This window comes from Gallibacterium anatis DSM 16844 = F 149 (assembly GCF_000379785.1).
In the GTDB taxonomy this organism is placed as follows: domain Bacteria; phylum Pseudomonadota; class Gammaproteobacteria; order Enterobacterales; family Pasteurellaceae; genus Gallibacterium; species Gallibacterium anatis.
Map to the genome: position 1 here is coordinate 59,947 of NZ_KB903682.1, position 24,382 is coordinate 84,328.

Annotated in this window: 19 protein-coding genes; 9 read left to right on the forward strand and 10 right to left on the reverse strand. The window is 40.8% G+C overall.

What is annotated here, in order from left to right:
- Nucleotides 1-88 precede the first annotated feature (88 nt).
- Both ompA and A3EO_RS0103700 read right to left on the reverse strand, forming a co-directional pair.
- Complete coding sequence (gene ompA, locus A3EO_RS0103695) at nt 89-1,177, reverse strand: porin OmpA (protein WP_018346060.1); 1,089 nt, start codon at nt 1,175-1,177, stop codon at nt 89-91.
- Nucleotides 1,178-1,195: 18 nt separating this feature from the next.
- The gene (locus A3EO_RS0103700) at nt 1,196-1,501 is read right to left on the reverse strand and encodes a hypothetical protein (RefSeq protein ID WP_407919718.1); all 306 of its coding nucleotides are present in this window, start codon (nt 1,499-1,501) and stop codon (nt 1,196-1,198) included.
- Nucleotides 1,502-1,531: 30 nt separating this feature from the next.
- On the opposite strand from A3EO_RS0103700, the gene ydiJ reads away from it, so the two are divergent.
- The 3 genes from ydiJ to hemH are packed head-to-tail and all read left to right on the forward strand — an operon-like array spanning nt 1,532 to nt 6,007.
- Nucleotides 1,532-4,600 carry a D-2-hydroxyglutarate dehydrogenase YdiJ gene (ydiJ, locus tag A3EO_RS0103705; RefSeq protein WP_018346062.1) on the forward strand — a complete coding sequence of 1,023 codons (3,069 nt, stop codon included), beginning with the start codon at nt 1,532-1,534 and terminating at the stop codon, nt 4,598-4,600.
- Complete coding sequence (locus tag A3EO_RS0103710) at nt 4,600-5,031, forward strand: PaaI family thioesterase (RefSeq protein WP_018346063.1); 432 nt, start codon at nt 4,600-4,602, stop codon at nt 5,029-5,031. The genes ydiJ and A3EO_RS0103710 overlap by 1 nt, the downstream gene beginning before the upstream one ends.
- Before the next feature lies 1 nt (nt 5,032).
- On the forward strand, nt 5,033-6,007 hold the full coding sequence (gene hemH / locus A3EO_RS0103715; RefSeq protein WP_018346064.1) for a ferrochelatase: 975 nt from the start codon (nt 5,033-5,035) through the stop codon (nt 6,005-6,007).
- 74 nt (nt 6,008-6,081) lie between these two features.
- On the opposite strand, the gene fumC is transcribed toward hemH, so the two are convergent.
- Nucleotides 6,082-7,476, reverse strand: a complete 1,395-nt coding sequence (fumC, locus tag A3EO_RS0103720) for a class II fumarate hydratase (RefSeq protein WP_018346065.1) — start codon at nt 7,474-7,476, stop codon at nt 6,082-6,084.
- Between the two features lie 315 nt (nt 7,477-7,791).
- On the opposite strand from fumC, the gene metX reads away from it, so the two are divergent.
- Complete coding sequence (metX, locus tag A3EO_RS0103725; RefSeq protein ID WP_018346066.1) at nt 7,792-8,877, forward strand: homoserine O-acetyltransferase MetX; 1,086 nt, start codon at nt 7,792-7,794, stop codon at nt 8,875-8,877.
- Between the two features lie 39 nt (nt 8,878-8,916).
- On the opposite strand, the gene hpt is transcribed toward metX, so the two are convergent.
- Nucleotides 8,917-9,456 carry a hypoxanthine phosphoribosyltransferase gene (hpt, locus tag A3EO_RS0103730; RefSeq protein ID WP_018346067.1) on the reverse strand — a complete coding sequence of 180 codons (540 nt, stop codon included), beginning with the start codon at nt 9,454-9,456 and terminating at the stop codon, nt 8,917-8,919.
- A 175-nt stretch (nt 9,457-9,631) separates the two neighbouring features.
- On the opposite strand from hpt, the gene A3EO_RS0103735 reads away from it, so the two are divergent.
- The 5 genes from A3EO_RS0103735 (at nt 9,632) to A3EO_RS0103755 (ending at nt 14,404) form a co-directional block, all read left to right on the forward strand.
- The gene (locus A3EO_RS0103735; protein ID WP_018346068.1) at nt 9,632-10,213 is read left to right on the forward strand and encodes an NAD(P)H-dependent oxidoreductase; all 582 of its coding nucleotides are present in this window, start codon (nt 9,632-9,634) and stop codon (nt 10,211-10,213) included.
- 204 nt (nt 10,214-10,417) lie between these two features.
- A complete protein-coding gene (locus A3EO_RS0103740) occupies nt 10,418-10,930 on the forward strand; it encodes a MarR family transcriptional regulator (RefSeq protein ID WP_018346069.1) in 513 nt (170 codons plus the stop codon).
- A gap of 21 nt (nt 10,931-10,951) precedes the next feature.
- Nucleotides 10,952-12,118, forward strand: coding sequence for an EmrA/EmrK family multidrug efflux transporter periplasmic adaptor subunit (locus tag A3EO_RS0103745; RefSeq protein WP_018346070.1), 1,167 nt, complete (start codon nt 10,952-10,954; stop codon nt 12,116-12,118).
- A 14-nt stretch (nt 12,119-12,132) separates the two neighbouring features.
- Nucleotides 12,133-13,650 carry a DHA2 family efflux MFS transporter permease subunit gene (locus A3EO_RS0103750; RefSeq protein ID WP_018346071.1) on the forward strand — a complete coding sequence of 506 codons (1,518 nt, stop codon included), beginning with the start codon at nt 12,133-12,135 and terminating at the stop codon, nt 13,648-13,650.
- A gap of 61 nt (nt 13,651-13,711) precedes the next feature.
- Nucleotides 13,712-14,404, forward strand: a complete 693-nt coding sequence (locus A3EO_RS0103755) for a GNAT family N-acetyltransferase (RefSeq protein WP_018346072.1) — start codon at nt 13,712-13,714, stop codon at nt 14,402-14,404.
- Nucleotides 14,405-14,442: 38 nt separating this feature from the next.
- Here A3EO_RS0103755 and cmoB read toward each other — a convergent pair whose 3' ends face one another.
- The 6 genes from cmoB to mltA all read right to left on the reverse strand — a co-directional run bounded on the left by cmoB (nt 14,443) and on the right by mltA (nt 24,308).
- On the reverse strand, nt 14,443-15,408 hold the full coding sequence (gene cmoB / locus A3EO_RS0103760) for a tRNA 5-methoxyuridine(34)/uridine 5-oxyacetic acid(34) synthase CmoB (RefSeq protein WP_018346073.1): 966 nt from the start codon (nt 15,406-15,408) through the stop codon (nt 14,443-14,445).
- 18 nt (nt 15,409-15,426) lie between these two features.
- Complete coding sequence (gene serS, locus A3EO_RS0103765; protein ID WP_018346074.1) at nt 15,427-16,713, reverse strand: serine--tRNA ligase; 1,287 nt, start codon at nt 16,711-16,713, stop codon at nt 15,427-15,429.
- A gap of 85 nt (nt 16,714-16,798) precedes the next feature.
- Nucleotides 16,799-20,242 carry a transcription-repair coupling factor gene (gene mfd / locus A3EO_RS0103770; protein ID WP_018346075.1) on the reverse strand — a complete coding sequence of 1,148 codons (3,444 nt, stop codon included), beginning with the start codon at nt 20,240-20,242 and terminating at the stop codon, nt 16,799-16,801.
- A gap of 2 nt (nt 20,243-20,244) precedes the next feature.
- Complete coding sequence (gene rlmKL, locus A3EO_RS0103775; RefSeq protein ID WP_018346076.1) at nt 20,245-22,380, reverse strand: bifunctional 23S rRNA (guanine(2069)-N(7))-methyltransferase RlmK/23S rRNA (guanine(2445)-N(2))-methyltransferase RlmL; 2,136 nt, start codon at nt 22,378-22,380, stop codon at nt 20,245-20,247.
- Between the two features lie 60 nt (nt 22,381-22,440).
- The gene (tcdA, locus tag A3EO_RS0103780) at nt 22,441-23,214 is read right to left on the reverse strand and encodes a tRNA cyclic N6-threonylcarbamoyladenosine(37) synthase TcdA (RefSeq protein ID WP_026210989.1); all 774 of its coding nucleotides are present in this window, start codon (nt 23,212-23,214) and stop codon (nt 22,441-22,443) included.
- On the reverse strand, nt 23,214-24,308 hold the full coding sequence (gene mltA, locus A3EO_RS0103785; RefSeq protein WP_018346078.1) for a murein transglycosylase A: 1,095 nt from the start codon (nt 24,306-24,308) through the stop codon (nt 23,214-23,216). The genes tcdA and mltA overlap by 1 nt, the downstream gene beginning before the upstream one ends.
- Nucleotides 24,309-24,382 lie beyond the last annotated feature (74 nt).

Sequence of the window (24,382 nt, forward strand, 5' to 3'; positions counted from 1 at the left end):
AAAGGCGAGGGTAATGCGTTGATAAAGTGCTAAAAAGAAAATCCCGGCAAGCCGGGATTTTCATCAGAATCAAGAAACAATAATGAAATTATTGTTCGATTGTTTGTTGGTGTTGACCACTTACAGAAACTTCAACACGACGGTCTGGTGCTAAGCAAGCGATTAATGCTTTACGACCTTTAACTGCGTCACAAGTGTTGCCAGTTACTGGGTTAGCTTCACCGTAACCAACTGCTTTGATCACATCTGGAGAGATTGATTTAGAAACTAAGTAGTTAGCTACTGTGTTAGCACGTTCTTGTGAAAGTTTTTGGTTATATTTGTCAGAACCGATACGGTCTGTGTAACCTGCAACTTCAACAGAAGATAATGAACCAACTTTAGAGATTTCTTGTTGTAAATTATCTAATGATTGTGCTGCTTCAGGTTTTAAGTTTGCTTTACCGAATGCGAACAATACATCAGAGCTTAATGCGAATTTTTTGTTAACAACTTCAACAACCGGCGCAGGTGCTGCTGATTGACCGAAACGGTAAGAAAGACCTAAAGATACAGAACCGATGCTTGGGCTGTAAGAATAGTCATCTGCGAATTGATCTACTTTACCTACTTTAGCAATCCATTGATATTCTAAACGTGCTGCCAATTCAGGAAGAATTGCATATTCAACACCGGCTGCAAATACAGGAGATACTTTTAATTTATGATCAGAACCTACTTTTTCACCGTTTACATGTGTTGTGTAATCAGAACGGATTAATGCTGCACCTAAACGACCGTAAACATCTAAACCGTCAACATAAGCTACCGGATAGCTTGCTTTTAAGCTAAGATTTAAACCGTGAGCAGTGTGACGAGAACGTTCAGTATCACCAGCGTGCATTTTTAATTGACCATAGAAGTCATAGCCGGCTTCAACAGCGAAGTTATCAGTGATTTGATAACCACCGAATACACCGTAAGTTACAGAGTTACGATGAACGCCATATTTATCATCTTGGTCAAAAGTACTATAAGCATCTTGACCATAGATATTATCAAATTGATTTACATCATTGTGGAATGATGCCCAACCAGCTTTCGCACCAGCGTAGAAAGTGTTTGCTTGAGGAGCTGCTTGTGCTACTGATACGAATGCTAATCCTGAAATTGCTAATGCGATTGCAGTCTTTTTCATTATAAAATCCTCTTGAATTTATTCATCTATATTTGGATTATTTGGATCGTCATTTACTTCCAATAACAGTAAATTCAATCCAGCCCCTAAATAAATGAGATCCAACTCATTTATTTGGTGCCGATTATTATCGCTATTGCAAAACATAAAATCAAACTTTTCTTTGATTTTTACATAAAAAAAATACAAATTAAGATTAATTAATCGCCAATCAATCATTATTTTTTGATTTTTTAAAAATTTTCTAGACGATCCGATGTCTAATTGCGGATAAACCTCTTCTTTATAAAATTTTGTGCTAGTATAGTTGTCTTTCAAATGCACCCACAACAATTATAGTACAAGGTTTTAATTATGGTTATCCCTTATTTACCAAGTCATCAGCAACTTGATCCTTTAGTAAAGCAATACTTAGAACAACTCCAATATCAAGGCTTTAGCGGCGATATCGCTTATCACTATGCTGATCGGCTCTCTCTGGCGACAGATAATAGCGTTTATCAACAACTCCCTCAAGCACTGCTCTTTCCGAAAGAGATTGCAGACATTGTCCGCCTGACCAAACTTGCACAACGCGATCAATTTAAAACCTTAAAATTCACACCGCGTGGCGGCGGCACCGGCACTAACGGACAATCATTAAACAGCACTATCATCGTTGATCTCTCTCGTCATATGAATCAAATTTTGGAACTCAATGTGAAAGAACGTTGGGTGCGTGTACAAGCAGGCGTAGTTAAGGATCAACTGAATCGTTTTTTAAAACCGCACGGGCTTTTCTTTTCTCCGGAACTTTCCACCAGTAATCGTGCCACACTGGGCGGAATGATTAATACTGATGCGTCAGGGCAAGGTTCATTGCAATACGGCAAAACGTCAGATCACGTGCTAAGTTTGCGTTCAGTGCTGATTAATGGGGATATTTTAGATACGGAAAGCATTGATTGCGATCAGTTTGAAGATAATATTGCTGCCGCAAATCTTTCTTCTACCGGCAAGCAAATTCACCAACAGGTTGCACAACTGTGTCGCCAATATCGTCCACAAATTCTTGCGGATTTGCCACAGCTTAACCGTTTTATTACCGGTTATGATTTAAAACACGTCTTTAATGATGACCTATCTCAATTTAATTTAAGCCGAATTTTGACCGGCTCAGAGGGCTCGCTTGCTTTTGTTTGTGAAGCCAAACTCAATTTACTGCCAATTCCTCAATATCGCACTTTGATCAATATTAAATATCGTTCCTTTGATGCAGCATTAAGGCACGCTCCGGCAATGGTTGCGGCAAAAGCGCTTTCGGTGGAAACGGTTGACTCAAAAGTCTTGAACTTAGCAAAACAGGATATTATTTGGCATTCCGTTTCTGAATTATTAAAAGAAGAAGACAATGCGCCGATCCTAGGCTTAAATATTGTCGAATATGCCGGCAACAATGAGCATTACCAGCAACAACAAGTACAACAATTATGTCAACGCTTGGATCAGGCTATCGCTACGCAACAAAATGATGTTATCGGCTATCAAGTTTGCAGTGATTTAGCTTCGATTGAAAAAATTTATGCGATGCGTAAAAAAGCGGTCGGCTTGTTAGGCAATGCCAAAGGGCGTGCCAAACCAATTCCATTTGTTGAAGATACTTGTGTACCACCGGAAAATCTTGCCGATTACATTACTGAATTCAGAGCCATTCTAGATAAGCATCATCTTGAATACGGTATGTTCGGTCACGTTGATGCCGGTGTTTTACACGTCCGGCCCGCACTTGATCTCTGCGACAGCGAACAGGTCAAATTATTTAAATCCATTTCAGACCAAGTTGCCGATCTTACTCAAAAATATGGCGGTTTAATTTGGGGGGAACACGGTAAAGGTGTACGTGGGGAATATAGTCGAAAATTCTTTGGTGAACAACTTTGGCAGGTGTTACAACAGGTAAAAACATTATTTGATCCAGACAACCGCTTGAATCCGGGCAAAATTTGTAAACCGTTAAATTCAGACACTAAAATGTTTGAGGTTCTCTCCCCAATGCGTGCCGACTATGATCGCCAAATTCCGGTTAAAGTTAAAGATCAATTCCGAAGTGCAGTGAATTGTAACGGTAACGGACTTTGTTTTAATTTTGATGTTGACAGCGTAATGTGCCCTTCAATGAAGATTAGCCGCAACCGAGTGTTCTCACCGAAAGGGCGTGCCGCATTAGTGCGTGAATGGTTGCGATTGTTGGCTCAAGCCGGGGTTTCCGCCGATCAACTCAATTTTGAGAAGAGTGAAATTAAATTAACTGATTTTATTGCGAAAATTCGTCATCGTTTCAGTAAAGAGCATCAAGATGATTTTTCTCACGAAGTCAAAGCGGCAATGGATACTTGTTTATCCTGCAAAGCTTGTGCCAGCCAATGTCCGATTAAAATTGATGTGCCGGAATTTAAAGCGAAATTTCTACATCTCTATCATCAACGTTATATGCGTCCGCTTAAAGATTATGTGGTAGCAAATGTTGAAACTATCGCACCATTAATGGCGAAAGCACCGACCTTTTTTAATGCTGTTACAGCGCATCCGTTCAGTCAACGTATCGCGCGTAAAATGATTGGAATGGTTGATTTGCCGCAGCTTTCTGTGCCGTCATTACAACAACAGTTGGTTGAAATCCATTACACCGATCACTCATTGGAGCAACTAGAACAGCTATCACAAAAACAACGTGAAAAAATGGTATTTATCGTTCAAGATCCGTTTACCTCTTTTTATGATGCCAAAGTAGTGGCGGATTTTGTACGTTTAAGCAAAAAATTAGGTTTTGAAGCGGTCGTCTTGCCGTTCCGCCCTAACGGTAAAGCCCAACACGTTAAAGGTTTTTTAACACGATTCAGTAAAACTGCACGTAAACAGTCGGAAATGCTTAATCGTGTGGCAAAATTAGGTGTGCCATTGGTCGGGGTTGATGCCGCTGTTGTACTTTCTTATCGTGATGAATATAAGCAAATCTTAGGGGAAAAACGCGGCAATTTTGCGGTGTTGACGTCTCAAGAATGGCTTTCACAAATTATTGATCAATTAGAAATTCATTCAGATGATCGCACCGAAAAACCAACGTGGTACCTTTTCCCACACTGTACTGAGAGCAGTTTATCGCCGAACAGTAGCAAACAGTGGCAGACAATTTTTGCTAAATTTGGTGAAAAACTGGAAATTGTACAAGTGGGTTGTTGCGGTATGGCAGGAACTTACGGGCACGAAACCGTTCACGAACAGACCTCCAAAGAGATTTATCAGCTATCGTGGGCGAAAAAAATTCAGAATAAAGCGTGGCAATATTGTCTGGTTCCGGGCTATTCTTGCCGCAGCCAAGTGAAACGTATTGAACATCAAATAACAAAACACCCATTACAAGGATTGTTGGAGATTTTAAATTAATGGCTATTTGGAGAAAATCCTTTTCATTGCACGATTTAAATCGGATTAATCAGAATACTGCTGTCAGTCAGCTTGGTATTGAGTTTACGGCTCAAGGCGATAATTGGTTGGAAGCCTCATTAACAGTGGATCAACGCCATTGTCAGCCGATGGGTTTACTGCACGGCGGTATTTCCGCCGTGTTAGCGGAAACAGTCGGTTCTTTAGCCGGATTTTGTGCCTGTGATGAAGATAAAGCCGTGGTTGGTGTTGAAATTAATGCCAGCCATTTAAAAGCAATGCGGATGGGCGAGCGTATTACTGCGCGCGCTGTACCATTACGCATTGGGCGAACATTGCAAGTTTGGCAAATTGATATTACCAATTCACAACAAACACTTTGTTGTCAAAGTCGTTTAACACTTTCTGTGATAAATCGTGACAAGAGGTAATATGCAAACAAATCAGCGCAAAACAGGCGTGTTGTTAGTCAATTTAGGTACGCCTGATGCCCCGACTGTACCGGCAGTAAAACGCTATTTACGCCAGTTTTTAACTGATCCTCGCGTTATTGACCTGCCTCGTTGGCAATGGCTGCCACTATTGAATCTCATCATTCTGCCAAAACGTGCACCTCGAGTTGCCAAACTTTATCAACAAATTTGGCAGACAGCAGGTTCACCGCTGTTGGCAATCAGCCGTCGCCAACAATCAGCCTTACAACAGCGCTTTCAGAACGAAAATCAAAATGTTGTAGTGGAATTGGCAATGACTTATGGCAATCCTTCCATCAATGCCGCATTGCAACGGCTCTATCAACAACAGGTGGAACATATTATTTTGTTGCCGCTCTATCCACAATACAGCAGCACCACAACGGCTTCGGTTTTAGATGCGTTTCATCAAGCACTGCAACAGCAGCGACACATTTTGCCGTTTGAGATAATTTTTTCTTATCACGATCATCCCAATTACATTGCTGCGCTAAGTCAGTCGATTCAACCTTATTTGCAACCTGATGTTCACTTATTGTTCTCATTTCACGGCATTCCACAGCGTTATCAGCAGTTAGGTGATTATTATGCCGAGCATTGCCAACAAACTGTCGATAAAGTGGTAGCTAATTTGGCTTTAAATGCAAATCAGTGGACGATGAGTTACCAATCACGTTTCGGCAAAGAACCCTGGTTACAACCCTATACCGATGAAACACTGACAAAATTGGCCCGGCAAGGTGTTGAAAAAATTGCGGTTATTTGTCCCGGTTTTGCTGTTGATTGCTTGGAAACATTAGAAGAAATTGCGGTGGAAAATCGCGATATTTTTCTAGCTGCCGGCGGTAAACAATATCAATATATTCCGGCATTAAATGACAGTGAACAGCAGATTGAGTTGCTCTATCAGCTGATCAAAGCAAAATTACAGTAATTTCCTACAAATTTTCGACAAAAAAAGAGTTGGCAAAAAACCAACTCTTTTTATCTTTTATGCAAATGAGTCAATTATTTTAAGCTGCCGACCATATCTTCCGGGCGTACCCACTCATCAAACTGCTCTGCGGTAAGGAAGCCGAGATTAATCGCTTCTTCACGCAATGTTGTACCGTTTTTATGTGCAGTTTTAGCAATTTTCGCGGCTTTTTCATAACCGATATGTGTATTTAACGCAGTCACCAACATCAATGAATTTTCTAACTGCATCTTAATACGTGGATAGTTTGGTTCAATACCTACCGCACAGTGCTCATCAAATGAAATACAAGCGTCTGCTAATAATTGCGCAGATTGCAAGAAATTAAACGCCATAACCGGTTTAAATACGTTTAATTGGAAATGACCTTGTGAAGCGGCAAAAGAAATAGTGGTGTCGTTACCCAATACTTGCGCACAAACCATTGTCATTGCTTCACATTGTGTCGGATTTACTTTACCCGGCATAATAGAAGAACCCGGTTCATTTTCCGGAATCAAGATTTCACCGATACCTGAACGTGGGCCGGAAGCCAATAGACGAATATCGTTAGCAATTTTGAAAAGTGACATTGCTAACTGTTTCAATGCGCCGTGAGTTTCAACAATCGCATCGTGGGTTGCCAATGCTTCAAATTTATTTTCTGCTGTCACAAAAGGTAAACCGGTGAATTTCGCAATATATTCCGCTACTTTAACATCATAACCTTTTGGTGTATTTAAGCCAGTACCAACCGCTGTACCACCTAATGCTAATTGGCTAAGGTGAGGCAATGTATTTTTTAATGCTTTTAAGCCGAAACTAAGTTGAGCCGCATAAGCAGAGAACTCTTGACCTAATGTTAATGGTGTCGCATCCATTAAGTGCGTACGACCGATTTTAACAACATTCGCAAATTTAGCTGATTTTTCAGCAAAGGTTTTTTGTAGACGTTCAACTGCCGGAATAGTGGTTTCAACAACTTTTTTGTAAGCTGCAATGTGCATTGCTGTTGGATAAGTATCATTAGAAGATTGTGATTTATTCACATCATCATTCGGGTGAATAATGCTCTTTTCACCTAATTTGCCACCGTTTAGCACGTGTGCACGATTAGCAACCACTTCGTTCACATTCATATTAGATTGTGTACCGGAACCGGTTTGCCAAATAACAAGTGGGAACTGATCATCTAATTTATTAGCAAGAATCTCATCGCACGCCTGAGCAATTAAATCTCTTTTTTCTAATGGCAATACACCTAAATCATAGTTGGCATATGCAGCCGCTTTTTTCAAATAACCGAAAGCTTCAATAATTTCGTGAGGCATTGAAGCAGCCGGTCCGATTTTGAAGTTGTTGCGTGAACGCTCGGTTTGTGCCGCCCAATATTTATCCGCCGGCACTTTTACTTCGCCCATCGTATCGTGTTCAATTCTAAATTCCATAATGTTTACCTCTAAATGATAAATAATAAATGTTAAAAAATTGGTCTAATTTTAACACCCAAGAGGTATAAATTGAATTTATCTATTAATCAAAATTTTCGTTTTATGACACAGATCATAAAATTTAATGCATCACCTACTCCAAATGAGTGTTTTTTCTACATTTATCAGTATGATAAAAACTATCTCAACAATAGACGTTTAGACTTTTTACTTTCTAGATGTTTAGACGGCTAAAATTTCTTGACAACCACTCTCTCGATCGCTAATTTATTCACACTCTTATAATAATAATTCGCTGTTTTAGGAATTGATATGTCGGCACAACAACTTACTTTATTCACTGATGCTCCCCTTGCGCTTACTTTAGGCGGATCACTACGGAATATTACAGTTTGTTATCAAACTTACGGTAAGTTAAACGCTCAAAAAAATAATGCGGTTTTGATCTGCCACGCCTTGACGGGTGATGCGGAACCCTATTTTGAAGATGAAAAACAGAAAGGCTGGTGGCAAGAATTTATTGGTTCCGGTCGTGCTTTAGATACTGACAAATATTTCTTTATTTGTTCCAACGTTTTAGGCGGCTGTAAAGGGACTACCGGCCCGATGAGCATCAATCCGGCGACGCATTTGCCCTATGGCGGTGATTTCCCACAAATTACAGTACAGGATATTGTGCAGTTACAAAAAGCATTGCTCGATCAACTGCAGATTACTCACTTGCACGCCGTGATTGGTGGTTCCTTTGGCGGAATGCAAGCCACACAATGGGCAATTAATTATCCCGACTTTATGGATTATGTGATCAATCTCTGTTCTTCCCTTTATATGAGTGCCGAAGCCATCGGTTTTAATCACGTAATGCGCCAAGCAATTATTCAAGATCCGAATTACAATCAGGGTCATTATTATCAGGGGAAACACCCTGATCAAGGTTTATCCACTGCAAGAATGTTGGGAATGCTCACCTATCGCACCCATACACAATTGACGAAAGCGTTCGGCAGAGCCATAAAACAGAAAAATGATCTGCTCGGCGATTATTTCCAAGTGGAATCCTATCTAAGTTATCAGGGGAAAAAATTTCTCGGACGTTTCGATGCTAATAGTTATATCCAATTAACACGCGCTTTGGATCTCTATGATCCCTCTATCGGTTATGAGAATATCTCCGCCGCATTATCGCGGATTAAAGCGCAATATACACTGATCGCCGTAACGACCGACCAACTCTTCAAGCTGTTTGATTTACAGAAAAGTCGGCAATTATTACAAAACGCCGGTGTTAATCTGCATTATGATGAAATTGGGTCTGATTTTGGACACGATGCTTTTTTGGTGGACTATGAATTTTTTGCACCAAGAATTCGTCGCGGATTAGGAGAAATCGTGGAATAACACGATCTTCCCCTAAATTCGGCAAATGCTATCTCTTTGTTACTCTTCCAAGACCACTTTAGCAATATAGCCCAACTGACGATATTGTTGAGCATAATCAATACCATAACCAACAACAAATTCATCAGGAATACTAAAGCCAATCCAATCGACAGGCACTTCCACTTCACGGCGTGACGGTTTATCCAACAAGGTGCAAATATGCAATGATTTAGGTTCTCTTAAGGATAAAATCTGTCTTACTTTATCTAAGGTATAACCGGTATCAATGATATCTTCGACAATCAAAACATCTTTTCCTCTAATTTCCCCTTCCAAATCTTTCACGATTTTGACATCGTGATTAGTGGTCATACCACTGCCATAACTGGATGCGACCATAAAATCCACTTCTAACGGTACATCAATTGTGCGAACAAGGTCCGCCATAAACATAAATGAACCCCGTAACAAACCTACTACATAAATGCCTTGACTCCTATTATGCTGATAATAACGGCTTATTTCTTTGCCGAGTTCTTCTATTCTTGATGTCACATTTTGCTTTGTAATTAATGTTTCTAAGTGGTGTTTTTTCATTCGACTATAACTCCCTAGTAGATACTTTTGTGGTGATAATATACTCAATTTACAAAAATTAAAAAATCTTCCTAGAAAATTTTCCAATTTATGTAGCATACATATTGCATAAATACGATTATTACAATAATATTACTCGCGCTTATTAATAACCTTACACACTGAAATAAAAGTGATGAAACACTTAATCATCTATACACATCCTAACGAAAACAGCTTCAATCACGCTATTTTAGAGGAAGTGATCCAAACTTCCAAAGAAATGGGAATGGATGTTGTTGTTCGCGATCTCTATCAACTTAAATTTAATCCTATTCTAACATGGAACGAGTTTGAACAGATTAATAAAGGAAATATTCCTGTTGATATAAAATTGGAACAACAATTTATTGATGAAGCGGATCTTATTACCCTCATTTATCCACTTTGGTGGATGGGCTTCCCGGCTATGTTAAAAGGGTATCTTGATCGTGTTTTTAGTCACGGATTTGCATATAAAACAGATGACAACGGCAGTGAAGGGTTATTAAATGATAAAAAAATGTTACAATTTGTAACATTTGGGAATAACATATACGAATATCAGCAAAAGGGATTTATGCAGGCATTTGATCACACACTGGTGAACGGTCTTTTCAATTATTGTGGTATTACGGATATTCATTCTCATTTTTTCGGCGACATTCATATTATTGATGATAAATCGCGCAAACAAATTTTAACAGACGTGAAACAGGTGTTACAAAAATACAAATAGCTGTATGTTTTGCCATAACATTTTGCCAGCTCTGTTATAAATACCTATTTCGAGGTGTTTCTATTGTTTTATATGATTTATTATCATTGATTGCAAATTATTTGGCAGCCGTAAGTAAAGTAAACTTGATCAAAATATAGTTTGACAAGTTATTATTGCAAGGTTTATTGTTTTACTCTATATTATTGCCCGAGGTAACTTATAATGAATAAATTGTTATCTGATACTGATAGTGTATTAAAAATGTACGCAGAAGATTTTCCTAATATGCCATTAGAACAAGTCGTTCTTGTACGTTTATTATTCAATGTGAATAGTAATTATCTTGAACATCGCAACCATTTCCTTAAAGAGGTGGGACTAAATCATACGCTTTTTGAAGCATTGATCGTAACTTATTTGCAACCTAACCACGAAATTCAACCTTCACACCTTAGTGAAATCTTGGGTTCATCACGCACTAATGCGACCCGCATTTCCGATGAGCTTGTCGATAAAGGGTTAATTGATCGTATTAGCGTGCCGGAAGATAGGCGCTGTTTCAGTTTGCGCATTAACGAGAAAGGCTTGAAATTCTTACAAGATATTTTACCTCACCAATGGGAATTAATGGGCTCTATCTTCAGTGTACTTACTGATAAAGAGATCCAGACTCTACGTAAATTATTGCTTAAACTATCGAAACGTCTAGATGAGTATCGCCCTCACAGAACGTAGTTTTTACTTTAAGGTTTTTATATGTCAGAGATGTCCGGACAAGAAAAAAAGAATGCTGTTCGTAATAACATTAGAAGGAAACGTCTAGTTTCCTTCTTTATTTTATTACTTATTATTTCCGTAGCCAGTTTTCTTTACTGGTTATTTTTTGTTAAAGATTTTACTGAAACTGATGATGCCTATGTGGCAGGTAACGTTATTCAAGTTTCATCACAAGTTTCCGGCAGCGTTGCCAAAGTGAACTTTGAAAGCACTGATTTAGTGAAGAAAGGTGATGTTTTAGTGGAGCTGGATAACAGTGATGCTAAATTAGCACTTTCTCAAGCTAAACATACTTTGGCTGATACTGTTCGTAAAACCACTCAACTCACTTTTACTGAGAAACAATTAACTTCTCTGCTTGCCGCGAAACAAATTGCATTAAAACAAGCCGAACAGGATCTTTCTCGCCGTCAAGGCTTGAATAAAACCGGTGCGGTATCTAAAGAAGATTACCAACACGCGCTTGATGCAGTCACAATGGCAAAAAGTGATTTGAATGCGACACAGGAACAATTAAACGCGACCAAAGCCTTATTGTTAAATACACCTATTGCCGAACAACCTGCTGTAATTCAAGCAGCTGACAATGTTCGTCAAGCGTGGTTGAATTTACAACGCACTAAAGTGATCAGCCCGGCTACCGGCTATATTGCTAAACGCAGTGTGCAGGTGGGTGAAAGCATCAAAGCAGGTTCGCCATTGCTTGCCGTAGTGCCGCTTAATCAGATTTGGTTGGATGCCAACTTTAAAGAAACCCAATTAAAAAATATCCGTATAGGTCAGCCGGTGAGTATCGTCTTTGATTTATACGGTGATGACATTGAATTTGATGGCACAGTTACCGGGATTGATGCCGGAACAGGCAGTGCTTTTTCACTGTTGCCGGCACAGAATGCCACCGGAAACTGGATTAAAGTGGTACAACGCCTACCGGTCAGAATTGCGCTTGATCCGGAACAAATCCAAAAATATCCATTACGCATAGGGCTTTCCGCCACAGCAGAAGTGAATACTTCAAATCAGGACGGCGAGGTATTACCGACCGAAGTGCGTAATCAACCGCTTTATCAAACTGATACTGTGCATTATGATTTAGCGCCGATTAATCAAGAGATTATGGAAATTATCCAACAAAATAGTCATTAATTGGGAGTGTCATAATGAATAAAACACCAATTAAAGGCGGTGCGTTAGTTATGATGACCTTAGGACTTGCATTAGCCACTTTTATGCAAGTCCTTGATTCAACTATCGCTAATGTTGCTATTCCGACTATCGCCGGCGATCTGGGCGCCTCAAGTACACAAGGTACGTGGGTCATTACCTCTTTCGGTGTTGCCAACGCAATCGCAATTCCTATCACCGGTTGGCTAGCCCGTCGTTTCGGTGAGGTCAAACTGTTTTTAGTTTCCGTACTGATCTTCGTTATTGCCTCTTGGTTATGCGGTATTTCACATTCACTGAATATGTTGATCGCTTGCCGTATCATTCAAGGTTTGGCTGCCGGTCCGATTGTACCGCTCTCACAAAGCTTATTGTTGAATAATTATCCGCCACAACGTCGTGCTATGGCATTGGCCTTCTGGTCGATGACGGTGGTGGTTGCGCCAATTTGTGGACCGATTCTTGGCGGTTGGTTAAGTGATGATTTCCATTGGGGTTGGATCTTTTTTATCAATATTCCGGTTGGCATTTTGGTGATTCTGTTCACGCAAATCACATTAGGCGATCGTGAAACCAAAACTTATCAGCAGCCAATTGACAGTATCGGCTTAATTCTGCTTATTCTCGGTGTCGGTGCATTACAATTAATGTTGGATCGTGGTCGCGAAGAAGATTGGTTCAATTCAACAGAAATTGTTGTATTAGCTATTGTTGCCGTAGTTGGATTAATCGCCTTAATTATTTGGGAATTAGGTGAAAAACATCCTATTGTCGATATTGCGCTGTTCCAGAAACGCAATTTTACCGTTGGTTGCCTCTGTACCTCTCTGGCCTTCCTCATTTATTTAGGTTCTGTTGTCTTAATTCCATTATTGTTACAACAAGTATATGGCTATACCGCAACCTGGGCAGGGCTTGCGACCGCACCGATTGGTTTGTTTCCGCTGCTGCTCTCCCCGATTATCGGACGTTTCGGGCATAAAGTGGATATGCGTTTATTAGTAACCGTCAGTTTCTTCGTGTATGCATTGACATTCCACTGGCGCGCAGTCACTTTTGAGCCGGAAATGGATTTTGCTGCCGTAGCACTGCCGCAATTTATCCAAGGGATTGCTGTAGCCTGTTTCTTTATGCCTTTAACCACTATTACCCTTTCAGGATTAAAACCGGAAGAAACGGCTTCTGCTTCAAGTTTATTCAACTTTTTGCGAACCTTAGCCGGTTCTGTCGGAACATCCTTAACCACATTTATGTGGTATAACCGTGAAGCCCTACATCACGGTGAAATGGTAGAAAATATTACCCCCTATAATCCGGCATCACAGCAATATTTCCAAGCAATGGCAGAAAAAGGGCTGAATGAAACGCAAACTGCCTCCTCTCTTGCTAATCAAATCACACACCAAGGGCTAATTATTGGTGCAAATGAAATCTTCTATATTTCAGCTATTGCATTTATGTTGCTTTTTGTCATTATTTGGTTAGCGAAACCACCTTTTGGTGCAAGACATTAACCACATAAACGGTGTGTCGCCTCATTCCGTCACACCGTTTTTTGATGATAAGGAGCAACTTATGCCTATCAACATCTTTAATCAAGCTATCGGTGAAGCGATCGAAAATTTTACTGCCGGAGAAAAACCAAATATTAATAACCTAGAAGGTCGTTATTGCCGCTTGGAACGTCTTTGCACAGAACGTCATTTAGATGATATTTACCCTTTTTATGGTCCTGAAAGTTTACCTTCACAATGGACTTACTTGCCAATGAATGCTTTGCCGGATAAAGAGAGTGTTCGACAATTTTTACAGCAAAATCAGCAATCTGAAGATCCCTATTATTTAGCCATCATTGATAAAGAAACGCAAAAAGCAGTCGGTACATTCTCTTTGATGCGAATTGATACACAAAATCGGGTAATTGAAGTTGGTTGGGTCATTTATTCACCACAATTAAAACATTCCCGCGTTGCAACAGAAGCTCAATTTTTACTGATGAAGTATGTATTTGAAACACTACAATATCGCCGTTATGAATGGAAATGCGATAGTTTAAATCAACCTTCAAGAAATGCGGCAACACGCCTTGGTTTCAAATTTGAAGGAATCTTTCGTAATGCTGTTGTTTATAAAGGAAGAAATAGAGATACGGCTTGGTTTTCAATGCTGCCTCAGGAGTGGTTACAGATGAAGCCGAAATTTGAGCGTTGGCTAGCCAAAGAAAATTTTGATGATAATGGAAAACAGAAAACTTCTTTGAATGACTAAAAAAGATGGGAAAATCCCATCTTTTTCAATATGTTGTATTATTTTTCGGCAATAATCACTGCCCGCTTCGGCGCCGGATAACCTTCAATCGTTTTGCTATGATCGGACGCATCGAGAAAATCAATCAAACTTTCATTTTCTAACCATTCCGTCTTGCGCTGCTCCTGTAATGAGGTGACCGCCACATCAACGCAGCGTGCATTTTTAAAACCGGTTTTATTCAACCAATTTAACAGCGCCTCTACCGATGGAATGAAATAGACATTTTTCATTTTGGCATAACGCTCACCCGGCACCAGAACGCTATTTTGATCACCGTCAATCACCAAAGTTTCCAATACCAATTCGCCCCCTTTCTTCAGTTGCGCCTTTAACTGAGAAAGATGATCCAGCGGTGATTTGCGATGATAAAGTACACCCATTGAAAATACAGTATCAAATGCATTTAGCGCTTGCATCTGCTCAATGCCTAATGGAATCAAATGTGCACGGCGATCATTATTCAGCAGCTTTCTGACCGCTTCAAACTGACATAAAAACAGTTCTGTCGGATCAATACCGACCACCAGACTCGCGCCCTCACCGACCATTCGCCATATATGATAACCACTGCCACAACCAACATCCAAAACCAGACGGTCTTTCAGCGGTGAAATATGCGGCAAAAGACGATCCCATTTAAAATCGGAACGCCATTCACAATCAATATGTACGCCATAAAGGTGAAAAGGGCCTTTTCGCCACGGCATTAACTGTTTTAAATGATAAATCATTCGTTGCCGTTCGCCTTCGGATAATGGTGTATCCAATTCCGCAGACACACGATGTTGCAGATCAATCCGTGCGGCTTGTCGCTCTGGCAAAAAGTCAATCACTTTAGCCCATTTCGCATACTCACCGTGAGCATTCGATTGCCACTGTTTTAATTGCGCAGGCAAAGTTTCCAACCAGGCAGACAGCTCGCCTGTCGCTATCTGCTGGTAAAAAGGACGGAAATCAATCATAAACAGCCAAAATATTCCTTAACGAATCACTTCCAAGCCATTCATATAAGGGCGTAACACTTCAGGCACGATAATAGAGCCATCCGCTTGCTGATAATTTTCCAACACGGCAACTAATGTACGACCGACCGCCAAACCTGAACCGTTCAAGGTATGGACTAAACGAGGTTTTTTCTCACCTTTCACACGATAGCGTGCAGACATACGGCGTGCTTGGAAATCCCACATATTTGAACAGGATGAAATTTCACGATAAGTATTTTGTGCCGGTACCCAAACTTCCAAATCATATGTTTTGCAAGAACCGAACCCCATATCGCCGGTACAAAGCAATACTTTACGATAAGGTAATCCTAATAACTGCAACACTTTTTCAGCGTGTCCGGTCAATTCTTCCAACGCATCCATTGATTTTTCAGGCTCGACAATCTGAACTAATTCCACTTTATCGAATTGGTGCATACGGATTAAACCACGCGTATCACGTCCGTAAGAACCTGCTTCGGAACGGAAACAAGGCGTATGCGCTGTCATTTTAAGCGGTAAATCTTCCGCATCCAGAATTTCTCCACGAACCGTATTGGTCACCGGTACTTCAGCGGTCGGAATCAATGCATAAGGCTGTTCACCTTCCAACGGTTTGGTATGGAACAAATCTTCACCGAATTTAGGCAATTGCCCTGTGCCGTAAAGCGTTTCGTGATTCACTAAATAAGGCACATACATTTCCAAATAACCGTGCTGTTCAGTATGCAAATCCAACATAAACTGTGCTAAGGCGCGATGTAAACGTGCAATTTTACCTTTTAACACCGCAAATCTTGCACCGGTCAATTTCACTGCTGTCGGAAAATCGATACCGCCACTTAATTCACCTAAATCTACGTGATCACGAATTGGAAAATCATACTGCTTAGGTTCTCCCCAACGAGAAACCTCTAAATTTTCACTGTCATCTTTGCCTAACGGCACTTCGTCCGCCGGAATATTTGGAATCGACAATGCAATTTGACGCAACTCTTCCAACACCTGATCCAACGCAGTTTTAGCCTGATCCAACTCAGTGCCCATATTATCCATTTCGGCTAATAAAGGTTGAATATCTTCACCTCTAGCTTTAGCCGCACCGACTGCTTTAGAGCGAGAGTTACGTTCAGCCTGTAATGTTTCAGTTTTCACTTGTAATTGTTTGCGCTGTTCTTCTAACTGCTCAATTTTTTGAACATCTAAAACAAAATTTCGTTTTGTTAATAATTTTTCAGCAGTCGCTGACAAATCGTTACGCAATAAATTCGGATCAATCATTCTCTTTTCCTTTTTGCTTTTAAATCCAATGACTAAAAATATGTTCTATTTTAACACGGAAACCCACTGTTCCCGTTTGAAATTTTTAAATAATTTCCTTATTTTGGGCTGAAATTTTTGCAATCAGCTCCGCCACAAAATCTAAGCGTTGTTGATTATCCTCAAAATTTTTCACAAATCTAAATTTTTGTGGGCCATCAAAACGATAAACTTTCGGTGCTTGTTGAATAAGTTTCAAAAAAACCATTGGATCAAGTTGTGTATTGGCACTGAACTCAATAAAGCCGCCCGTTGCCATTGTTTCAATTTTTTGAATTCCCAACGGTTTTGCCTGCAAACGCAATGATGCGATTTCAAATAAATTTTTGCTTGCATTCGGCAACAAACCGAAACGATCTATCAATTCCACTTTAAGCTCGGCAAGCTCTTCTTCCGTTTTTGCACCGGCAATCCGTTTGTAGAAAGATAAACGCAAATTGACATCGCCGAGATAATCTTCAGGCAATAATGCCGGAATGCGTAAATCAATCTCAACCTGAGCCTGCGTTAATTCATCCAATGACGGCTCTTTGCCCTGTTTTAGCGCTTGCATCGCATTTTCCAACATCTCCATATACAGTGAAAAACCGATAGTTTCAATCTGCCCGCTCTGTTCATCGCCTAATAATTCCCCGGCACCACGAATTTCTAAATCGTGCGTTGCCAGTACAAAACCGGCACCTAAATTATCCAAGCTGCTCAAAGCTTCCAACCGTTTTTGTGCATCTTTCGTCATCAATTTTGCCGGTGGCGCTAACAAGTAAGCATAAGCTTGATGATGTGAGCGCCCGACACGACCACGCAATTGATGCAGTTGCGCCAAGCCAAAATGGTCAGCTCGTTCAATAATGATGGTATTGGCACTCGGAATATCGATACCGGTTTCAATAATGGTGGTACAAACCAAAACATTAAAACGTTGATGATAAAAATCGGTCATCACACGCTCCAACTCACGCTCTCTCATTTGACCGTGCCCAATACCAATTCTCGCTTCAGGAACCAGTTCTGCCAATTTTTCCGCACAATTTTGAATGGTAGCGACATCATTATGCAGATAATAAACCTGCCCACCACGTAAAATTTCACGCAAAATTGCTTCACGCACCACGCGCTTATCCTGTTCCCGCACAAAGGTTTTAATCACCAAACGGCGTGCCGGCGGTGTTGAAATAATCGATAAATCACGAATACCGTTCATCGCCATATTTAGCGTACGCGGAATCGGTGTTGCCGTTAACGTCAAAATATCAATATTAGTGCGTAGCTGTTTAATTTTCTCTTTTTGTCTAACGCCAAAACGATGCTCTTCATCAATAATCAGCAACCCAAGATCGTGAAAATCGACATCACCCTGTAACAATTTATGCGTACCGATTAAAATATCAATTTTCCCTTCTTTAACAAGGGTTAATACATTTTTCTGCTCTTTTGATGTTTTAAAACGTGACAATACTTCCACATTCACCGGCAAATTGGCAAAACGATCACGGAAATTATCATAATGTTGTTGCGCTAATAAAGTGGTCGGCACCAGCACCGCTACCTGCTTATGATTCATCACCGCTAAAAAAGCGGCACGCATTGCCACTTCCGTTTTTCCGAACCCCACATCGCCACAAACCAAGCGATCCATCGGCTTCGCCTGACACATATCGCCAATCACTGCATTAATTGCCATCTGCTGATCATAGGTTTCCTCAAAAGGAAAGGTATCGGCAAATTGTTGAAACTCTTCACGATCATATTTGAAAGCAAATCCCGGTCGAGATTCACGTTTTGCATATACATCTAACAGCTCTGCCGCCACATCGCGCACTTTTTCTGCCGCTTTTTGCCGTGATCTTGCCCAAGCATCACTGCCTAATTTATGTAACGGCGCATTTTCTTCTCCACCGCCAACATATCGACTGATTAAATGCAACGAAGAAACCGGCACATATAATTTTGCTTCGTCGGCATAACGCAATACCAGATATTCCGCCACCATTCCGCCAGCATCCAATGTTGTTAAACCGTCATAACGCCCGACACCGTGCTCCAAATGTACCACCGGCTGTCCAATTTTTAATTCTGCCAAATTACGAATTAAAGCGTCAGGATTAACGTTTTTTTGTTGTTGTCGATGACGCGTCTGAACTTTCTCACCCAAAAGATCAGTTTCACAAATAAAGGCAAATTTCTGCTCCGCGATAAAACCGCGATCCATTGCCCCAATCATTAAATTAAAACGCTGCTGCGGCAGTTGTGCCAATGATGTGATTGAAGTCGGCTTGATCTTCAATGGTTTTAACAAAGAGAGTAACGTTTCTCGCCGTCCTTCACTCTCTACCGAAAAGATGAGCGGTTGCTCAAATTGCTCAATGAAATGTCTTAGCTGTTTTAGCGGTTCTTTTTGCTGGGAATGGACAGTTAATTCCGGCAATGCCTTAATTGCCAAATTTTGATTGTTCGCTTTTTCGGCTAAACACTGCTCCGACAAGGTTAAACGTGGATAATCTTTTAAATATTGATTGACATATTCCATTTTTAGCCATAATTCATTCGGCGCTAATAACGGACGCATCGGATCAACTTTTTGGCTTTCATAGCGTAATTGCGCATCACTGAAGAACACTTCTCCGCTATGTTGAATTTTTTCATCGGTAATAAACAGTGTATTGATTGGAATATAATCAAAGAAAGTTGCCATCTGCTCAAAAAAGAGCGGCTGCCAATATTCAATACCGGCAAATAACGTGCCTTTGCTGATTTGTTGATAAATATGTTCCGGATCGCGGCGAATTTCACCAAATTTTTCGCGAAAATTGCTACGGAAAAACTCAATGCCTTTTTCATCAATAGGAAATTCGTGTGCCGGCAACAGATCGATTTGCGGAATTTCGGCTATTGTGCGTTGTGTATCAACATCAAAGGTGCGAATACTATCAATTTCGTCATCAAAAAAATCCAAGCGATAAGGTAAAGCACTTCCCATCGGATAAAGATCAAGCAGTGCACCACGCAAGGCAAATTCACCGTGTTCAAACACCTGATCAACAGCACGATAACCGGCTTTAATTAATTGCAATTTAAGTTGTTCCAGCCGGCAAGTTTGCCCTTTTTTGATTAAAAATACATTTTGTGCCAAATAACTCGGCGGACAAACACGTTGCATTAAGGTGCTGATCGGCAAAATGACCACGCCCTGTTGCTGTTGTTGCAACTGAAACAATGTGCTTAATCTGGTTGAGATAATCTCTTGATGTGGCGAAAAATTATCATACGGCAAGGTTTCCCAATCCGAGAAAATCTGTGCTGTCAGTGAAAACTGTTGCAACGCTTGTGCCAAATGATTAGCTTGTCGCATATCCGCCGTAACCACTACTACCAAGCCTTGATACTGCGCGGCGACCTCTGTAATTGCCAATACCCGACTATCGGCAATCATATTACCTAAGACCTTGTGATCTTTTGTTTTTTTCGGAATATTGATATCAAAAATCTGCATAATTACTCTTGATTAAAAGTGATACGCCAACAATTATGAATTTGCGGATTACGCTGGAAATCCAACGGCAACGTTTTTTCTGAAATATTTTCTGCCTTTAATCCCAAAGCGGCCAAGCCGTCAAAATCCATCTTAAAGCCACGTTTATTATTGGAAAAAATAATTGTGCCCTGTTTGCGCAATAATTTACTCAATTTCGCCAACAACATTAGGTGATCCCGTTGCACATCCCAACTGTTTTCCATTCGTTTTGAATTGGAAAATGTTGGCGGGTCGACAAAAATTAAATCATACTGCCCTGTCGCTTTTTCTAGCCATTGCAAACAATCCGCCTGAATCAATTTGTGCTGTCGGCCTTTGATCTCATTCAAAATAAAATTTTGCTCTACCCAATTCAGATAAGTATTTGACATATCAACCGTTGTGCTGGACTTCGCGCCACCAAGAATAGCGTGCACCGAGCAAGAACCGGTATAAGCAAATAAATTCAAGAAATCTTTTCCTTTTGCCATTTCACCAACCATCTTGCGTGTTAAACGATGATCTAAAAACAGCCCTGTATCCAGATAATCAGTTAAATTCACCCACAATTTAGCACCATATTCCTGCACAAAGAAATAATCGCCTTTATTGGCTAATTTTTCATATTGATTGCTGCCTTTTTGCTTTTGACGCACTTTCAACACCAAATGGTCGGTTGCCACACCGGTTACAGTCAAAGTTGCCGTTACCGCATCCAACAACCGCTGGCGAGCTTTTTGCGGATCAATATTCTTCGGCGCTGCATACTCTTGGATTACAATATAATCCGCATAACGATCTACCGCTAAATTGTATTCCGGTAAATCGGCATCATATAGACGATAAGCATCCAAACCCTGTTGCTGCGCCCACTTTTCGATTTTCTTGATATTTTTGCTTAAACGATTGCTGAAATCCGGCGCAACATTTGCAGCTTGATTCACTTCCAGTGTAGAACGCTGTTCGTGATCACGATCAAGATGAGAAATCAGATAATTTTTTTGCACACAATCCAATGGACCGTTTTTCGCTTTGAACTGACGCGATGAGCGCAAACGTAAACAGTCTAATAAACTGACTTCACCACTAAAAATAGACGCTTTCCAACCGGAAAAATGCTGTTTTAAACGCTGTCCGAACAGAGAATAGAGCGCAATTAGGGTCGGCGTTGTCCCCAAACGCTCACCATACGGCGGATTACAAATAACCGTGCCGACTTCTGTGGTCGGTGCCACTAAATCCGCAATATCCGCTACTTGAAAATCAATAAATTCCGCCACACCGGCATTCTCTGCATTCTGCTTTGCTTTCAATAATACTTTTTGATCACAATCACGCCCGAAAAAGCTCCGTTTACATTGCGAACGCCCTTGCTCTGCTTGCGCTAACGCCTGTTCTTTTACTCGTTGCCATACGTGTGCCTGATGTTTTTTCCAATGATTAAAGCCCCAATGTAAACGATTGAGCTGTGGTGCAATTTGAGCTGCCATCTGTGCAGCTTCAATTAACAATGTGCCTGAACCGCACATCGGATCAAGCAATGGCGTGCCGATTTGCCAACCGGAACGAATAACAATCGCCGCCGCTAACGTTTCCCGTAACGGCGCAGCACCGCTATCACTACGATAACCGCGAAAATGCAACGCCTCACCGCTTAAATCAAGCGAAACGGTCAACTGTTCACGATTTAAATAGGCGTGAATACGAATATCCGGATAATCTTTATCCACTTGCGGCCGTGGCTCACCTTGACGGGTAAAGTAATCAACAATGCCATCTTTGACGCGCATCGCGCCATATTGTGTATGTCGAATCGCCTGATTAGTCCCGTTAAAATCGACCACAAAACTGTCTTGAGCCGAAAAATGCTGCTGCCACGCAAAACTGACGGCAGCGGCATATAAATCGGCATCATCATAAATTTTTGCAGTAAATAATGGATACAAAATTCGAGAACTTAATCGACTCCACAATAATGTGCGATAAAGCGTTGCATCATCCGCCTGATAATGTACGCCGCCCTGTGCAATTTTGCATTGTGTTGCACCGAGCTGTTCCAATTCATTTTTTAATAATTCTTCAAAACCACGCGCTGTGGTGGCAAATAGCTGATTCATTACGTTTATTTCTATACTTATTTATTCAATGGGGAAATTTTTAGTCGGGATTATAACAAATTAATCGCTTTTCTTTTGCAGCAATTTCTCAATCACTCTTGAAACGGCAAAAAAACCAAATGTGGCAGTAATCATTGTTGCCGCACCAAAGCCGTTACTGCAATTCATTGTTGCAGAAGCACTACACTCCGCACCAACTTGTGGGAAAATAAGTGGTTGAGTAGAAAAAACACAATCAATGCCAAATTTTCGTTGCGGATTGTCTGTAAAACCGTACTGTTTTCGCAATAAATAGCGCACTTTTGCGGCTAACGGATCTTGAATAGTCCGACTTAAATCCTTGATCTGAATTTGACTCGGATCGGTCTGACCGCCTGCACCACCGGTGGTGATCACTTTAATTTTATGACGTTTGCAATATGCCAACAGTGCCACTTTAACCTTAACGCTATCAATCGCATCAATCACATAATCATAATTGCGATTCAAATATTGGCTGATATTCTCTTCTGTCAGAAAATCATCAATAATCTCAACCTCAATTTGCGGATTAATCGATAAGGCGCGTTGTTTCATCACTTCCGTTTTTAGCTGACCGATCGTTTCTGTCAAGGCGTGAATTTGACGATTAATGTTGGTTACACAAATATCATCCAGATCAATCAGTGTTAATTTGCCGATTCCGGAACGGGCTAATGCTTCCACTGCCCAAGAACCCACGCCGCCGATTCCGATGACACAAATATGCGACTGGCGTAATCGTTGTAACGCCTGTTCGCCATACAATCTGCCAATGCCGCCGAATCGCTGTTCAAAATTATCTACTCTTGCCATTAATTCAATACCCAAACTCGTCCATAATGTTTTAATAATCCGGCGATGTGTCCGGCTCTATCGCCTATACCTTGATAAAGGTCAAAATGTTGTCCTTTCACCGCACCACCAACATCCAGTGCCACCATTAAGCGTAATTGATGCTTACCAAGCCAGTTTCCTTCATCATCAATTTCCGGCATTTCCACTAACAACACACTGCCGGAAGGAATTAAACTGCGATCTGAAGCTACAGACGCCAACGGTACCAACGGAATACCGGCTGAACCTTTCACTTTGCCGTTCGGAACATTCTTGAAAAAAACATAAGAAAGGTTACGTTCCAATAAGCCTTGCAAACGGCTCGGATTGCGTGCTGCCCAATCTTTAATCGCCTGTACCGACATTTTCTCTTTCGGGATTTCGCCATCTTCAACTAACAACCGACCGACACTGGTATAAGGGAAACCGTTTTGTCCGGCATAGGCAAAATAGTTAAGATTATTCTCACCGAAATCAATATAGCCGCTGCCTTGCACACCTAGCAAAAAGTTATCTAACATTGAATCGCTATAAGCCAACTCTAAGCCTTTTCCTTTTAACGCACCGGCATAAATTTGCGCGCGTGAGAAACGTTTGTATTTCGGCATTGCATAAATCGGGTGCTGATATTTACCCTGTGGCGCACGACGCGCGTGAATCACCGGTGAGTAATAGCCTGTCATCAATACGTTTTGATAACCGTCCTGCCCCGCCATTTTTTGAATGCCAATCCCGAAGCGATTAATTTGCGACACATCCGCACCGGCTAACACCCAGTTTGTGACTTTATCGTAAGTAGATTGATATTTGGCACTTAAACGAGGCGAGGTGCTGGAGATAATACTTAACTGCGTTAAGAAATCACCTTGATTCACTACTGCACTTTGGTTTTCCACTATTCCAACCGGCGTTAACGGCATCCGCATAAAAGTCCGCCCTTTATAAACTGCGCCTAGCTGTTCATAAGACGTTCTATCATTGCCTCTGGAAGAGATATGCTGCGAAGATGAACAACCAACCAAAATCAAAGCTGCCATAGCGGTCACAGCTAATTTCTTCATATTTTTTATCATTTTTGTATAACCTTTCTCAAAAACAGATCAACTATTATAGATAGAAAAACTCCTTAGCAGCTAAACTGCTGAGG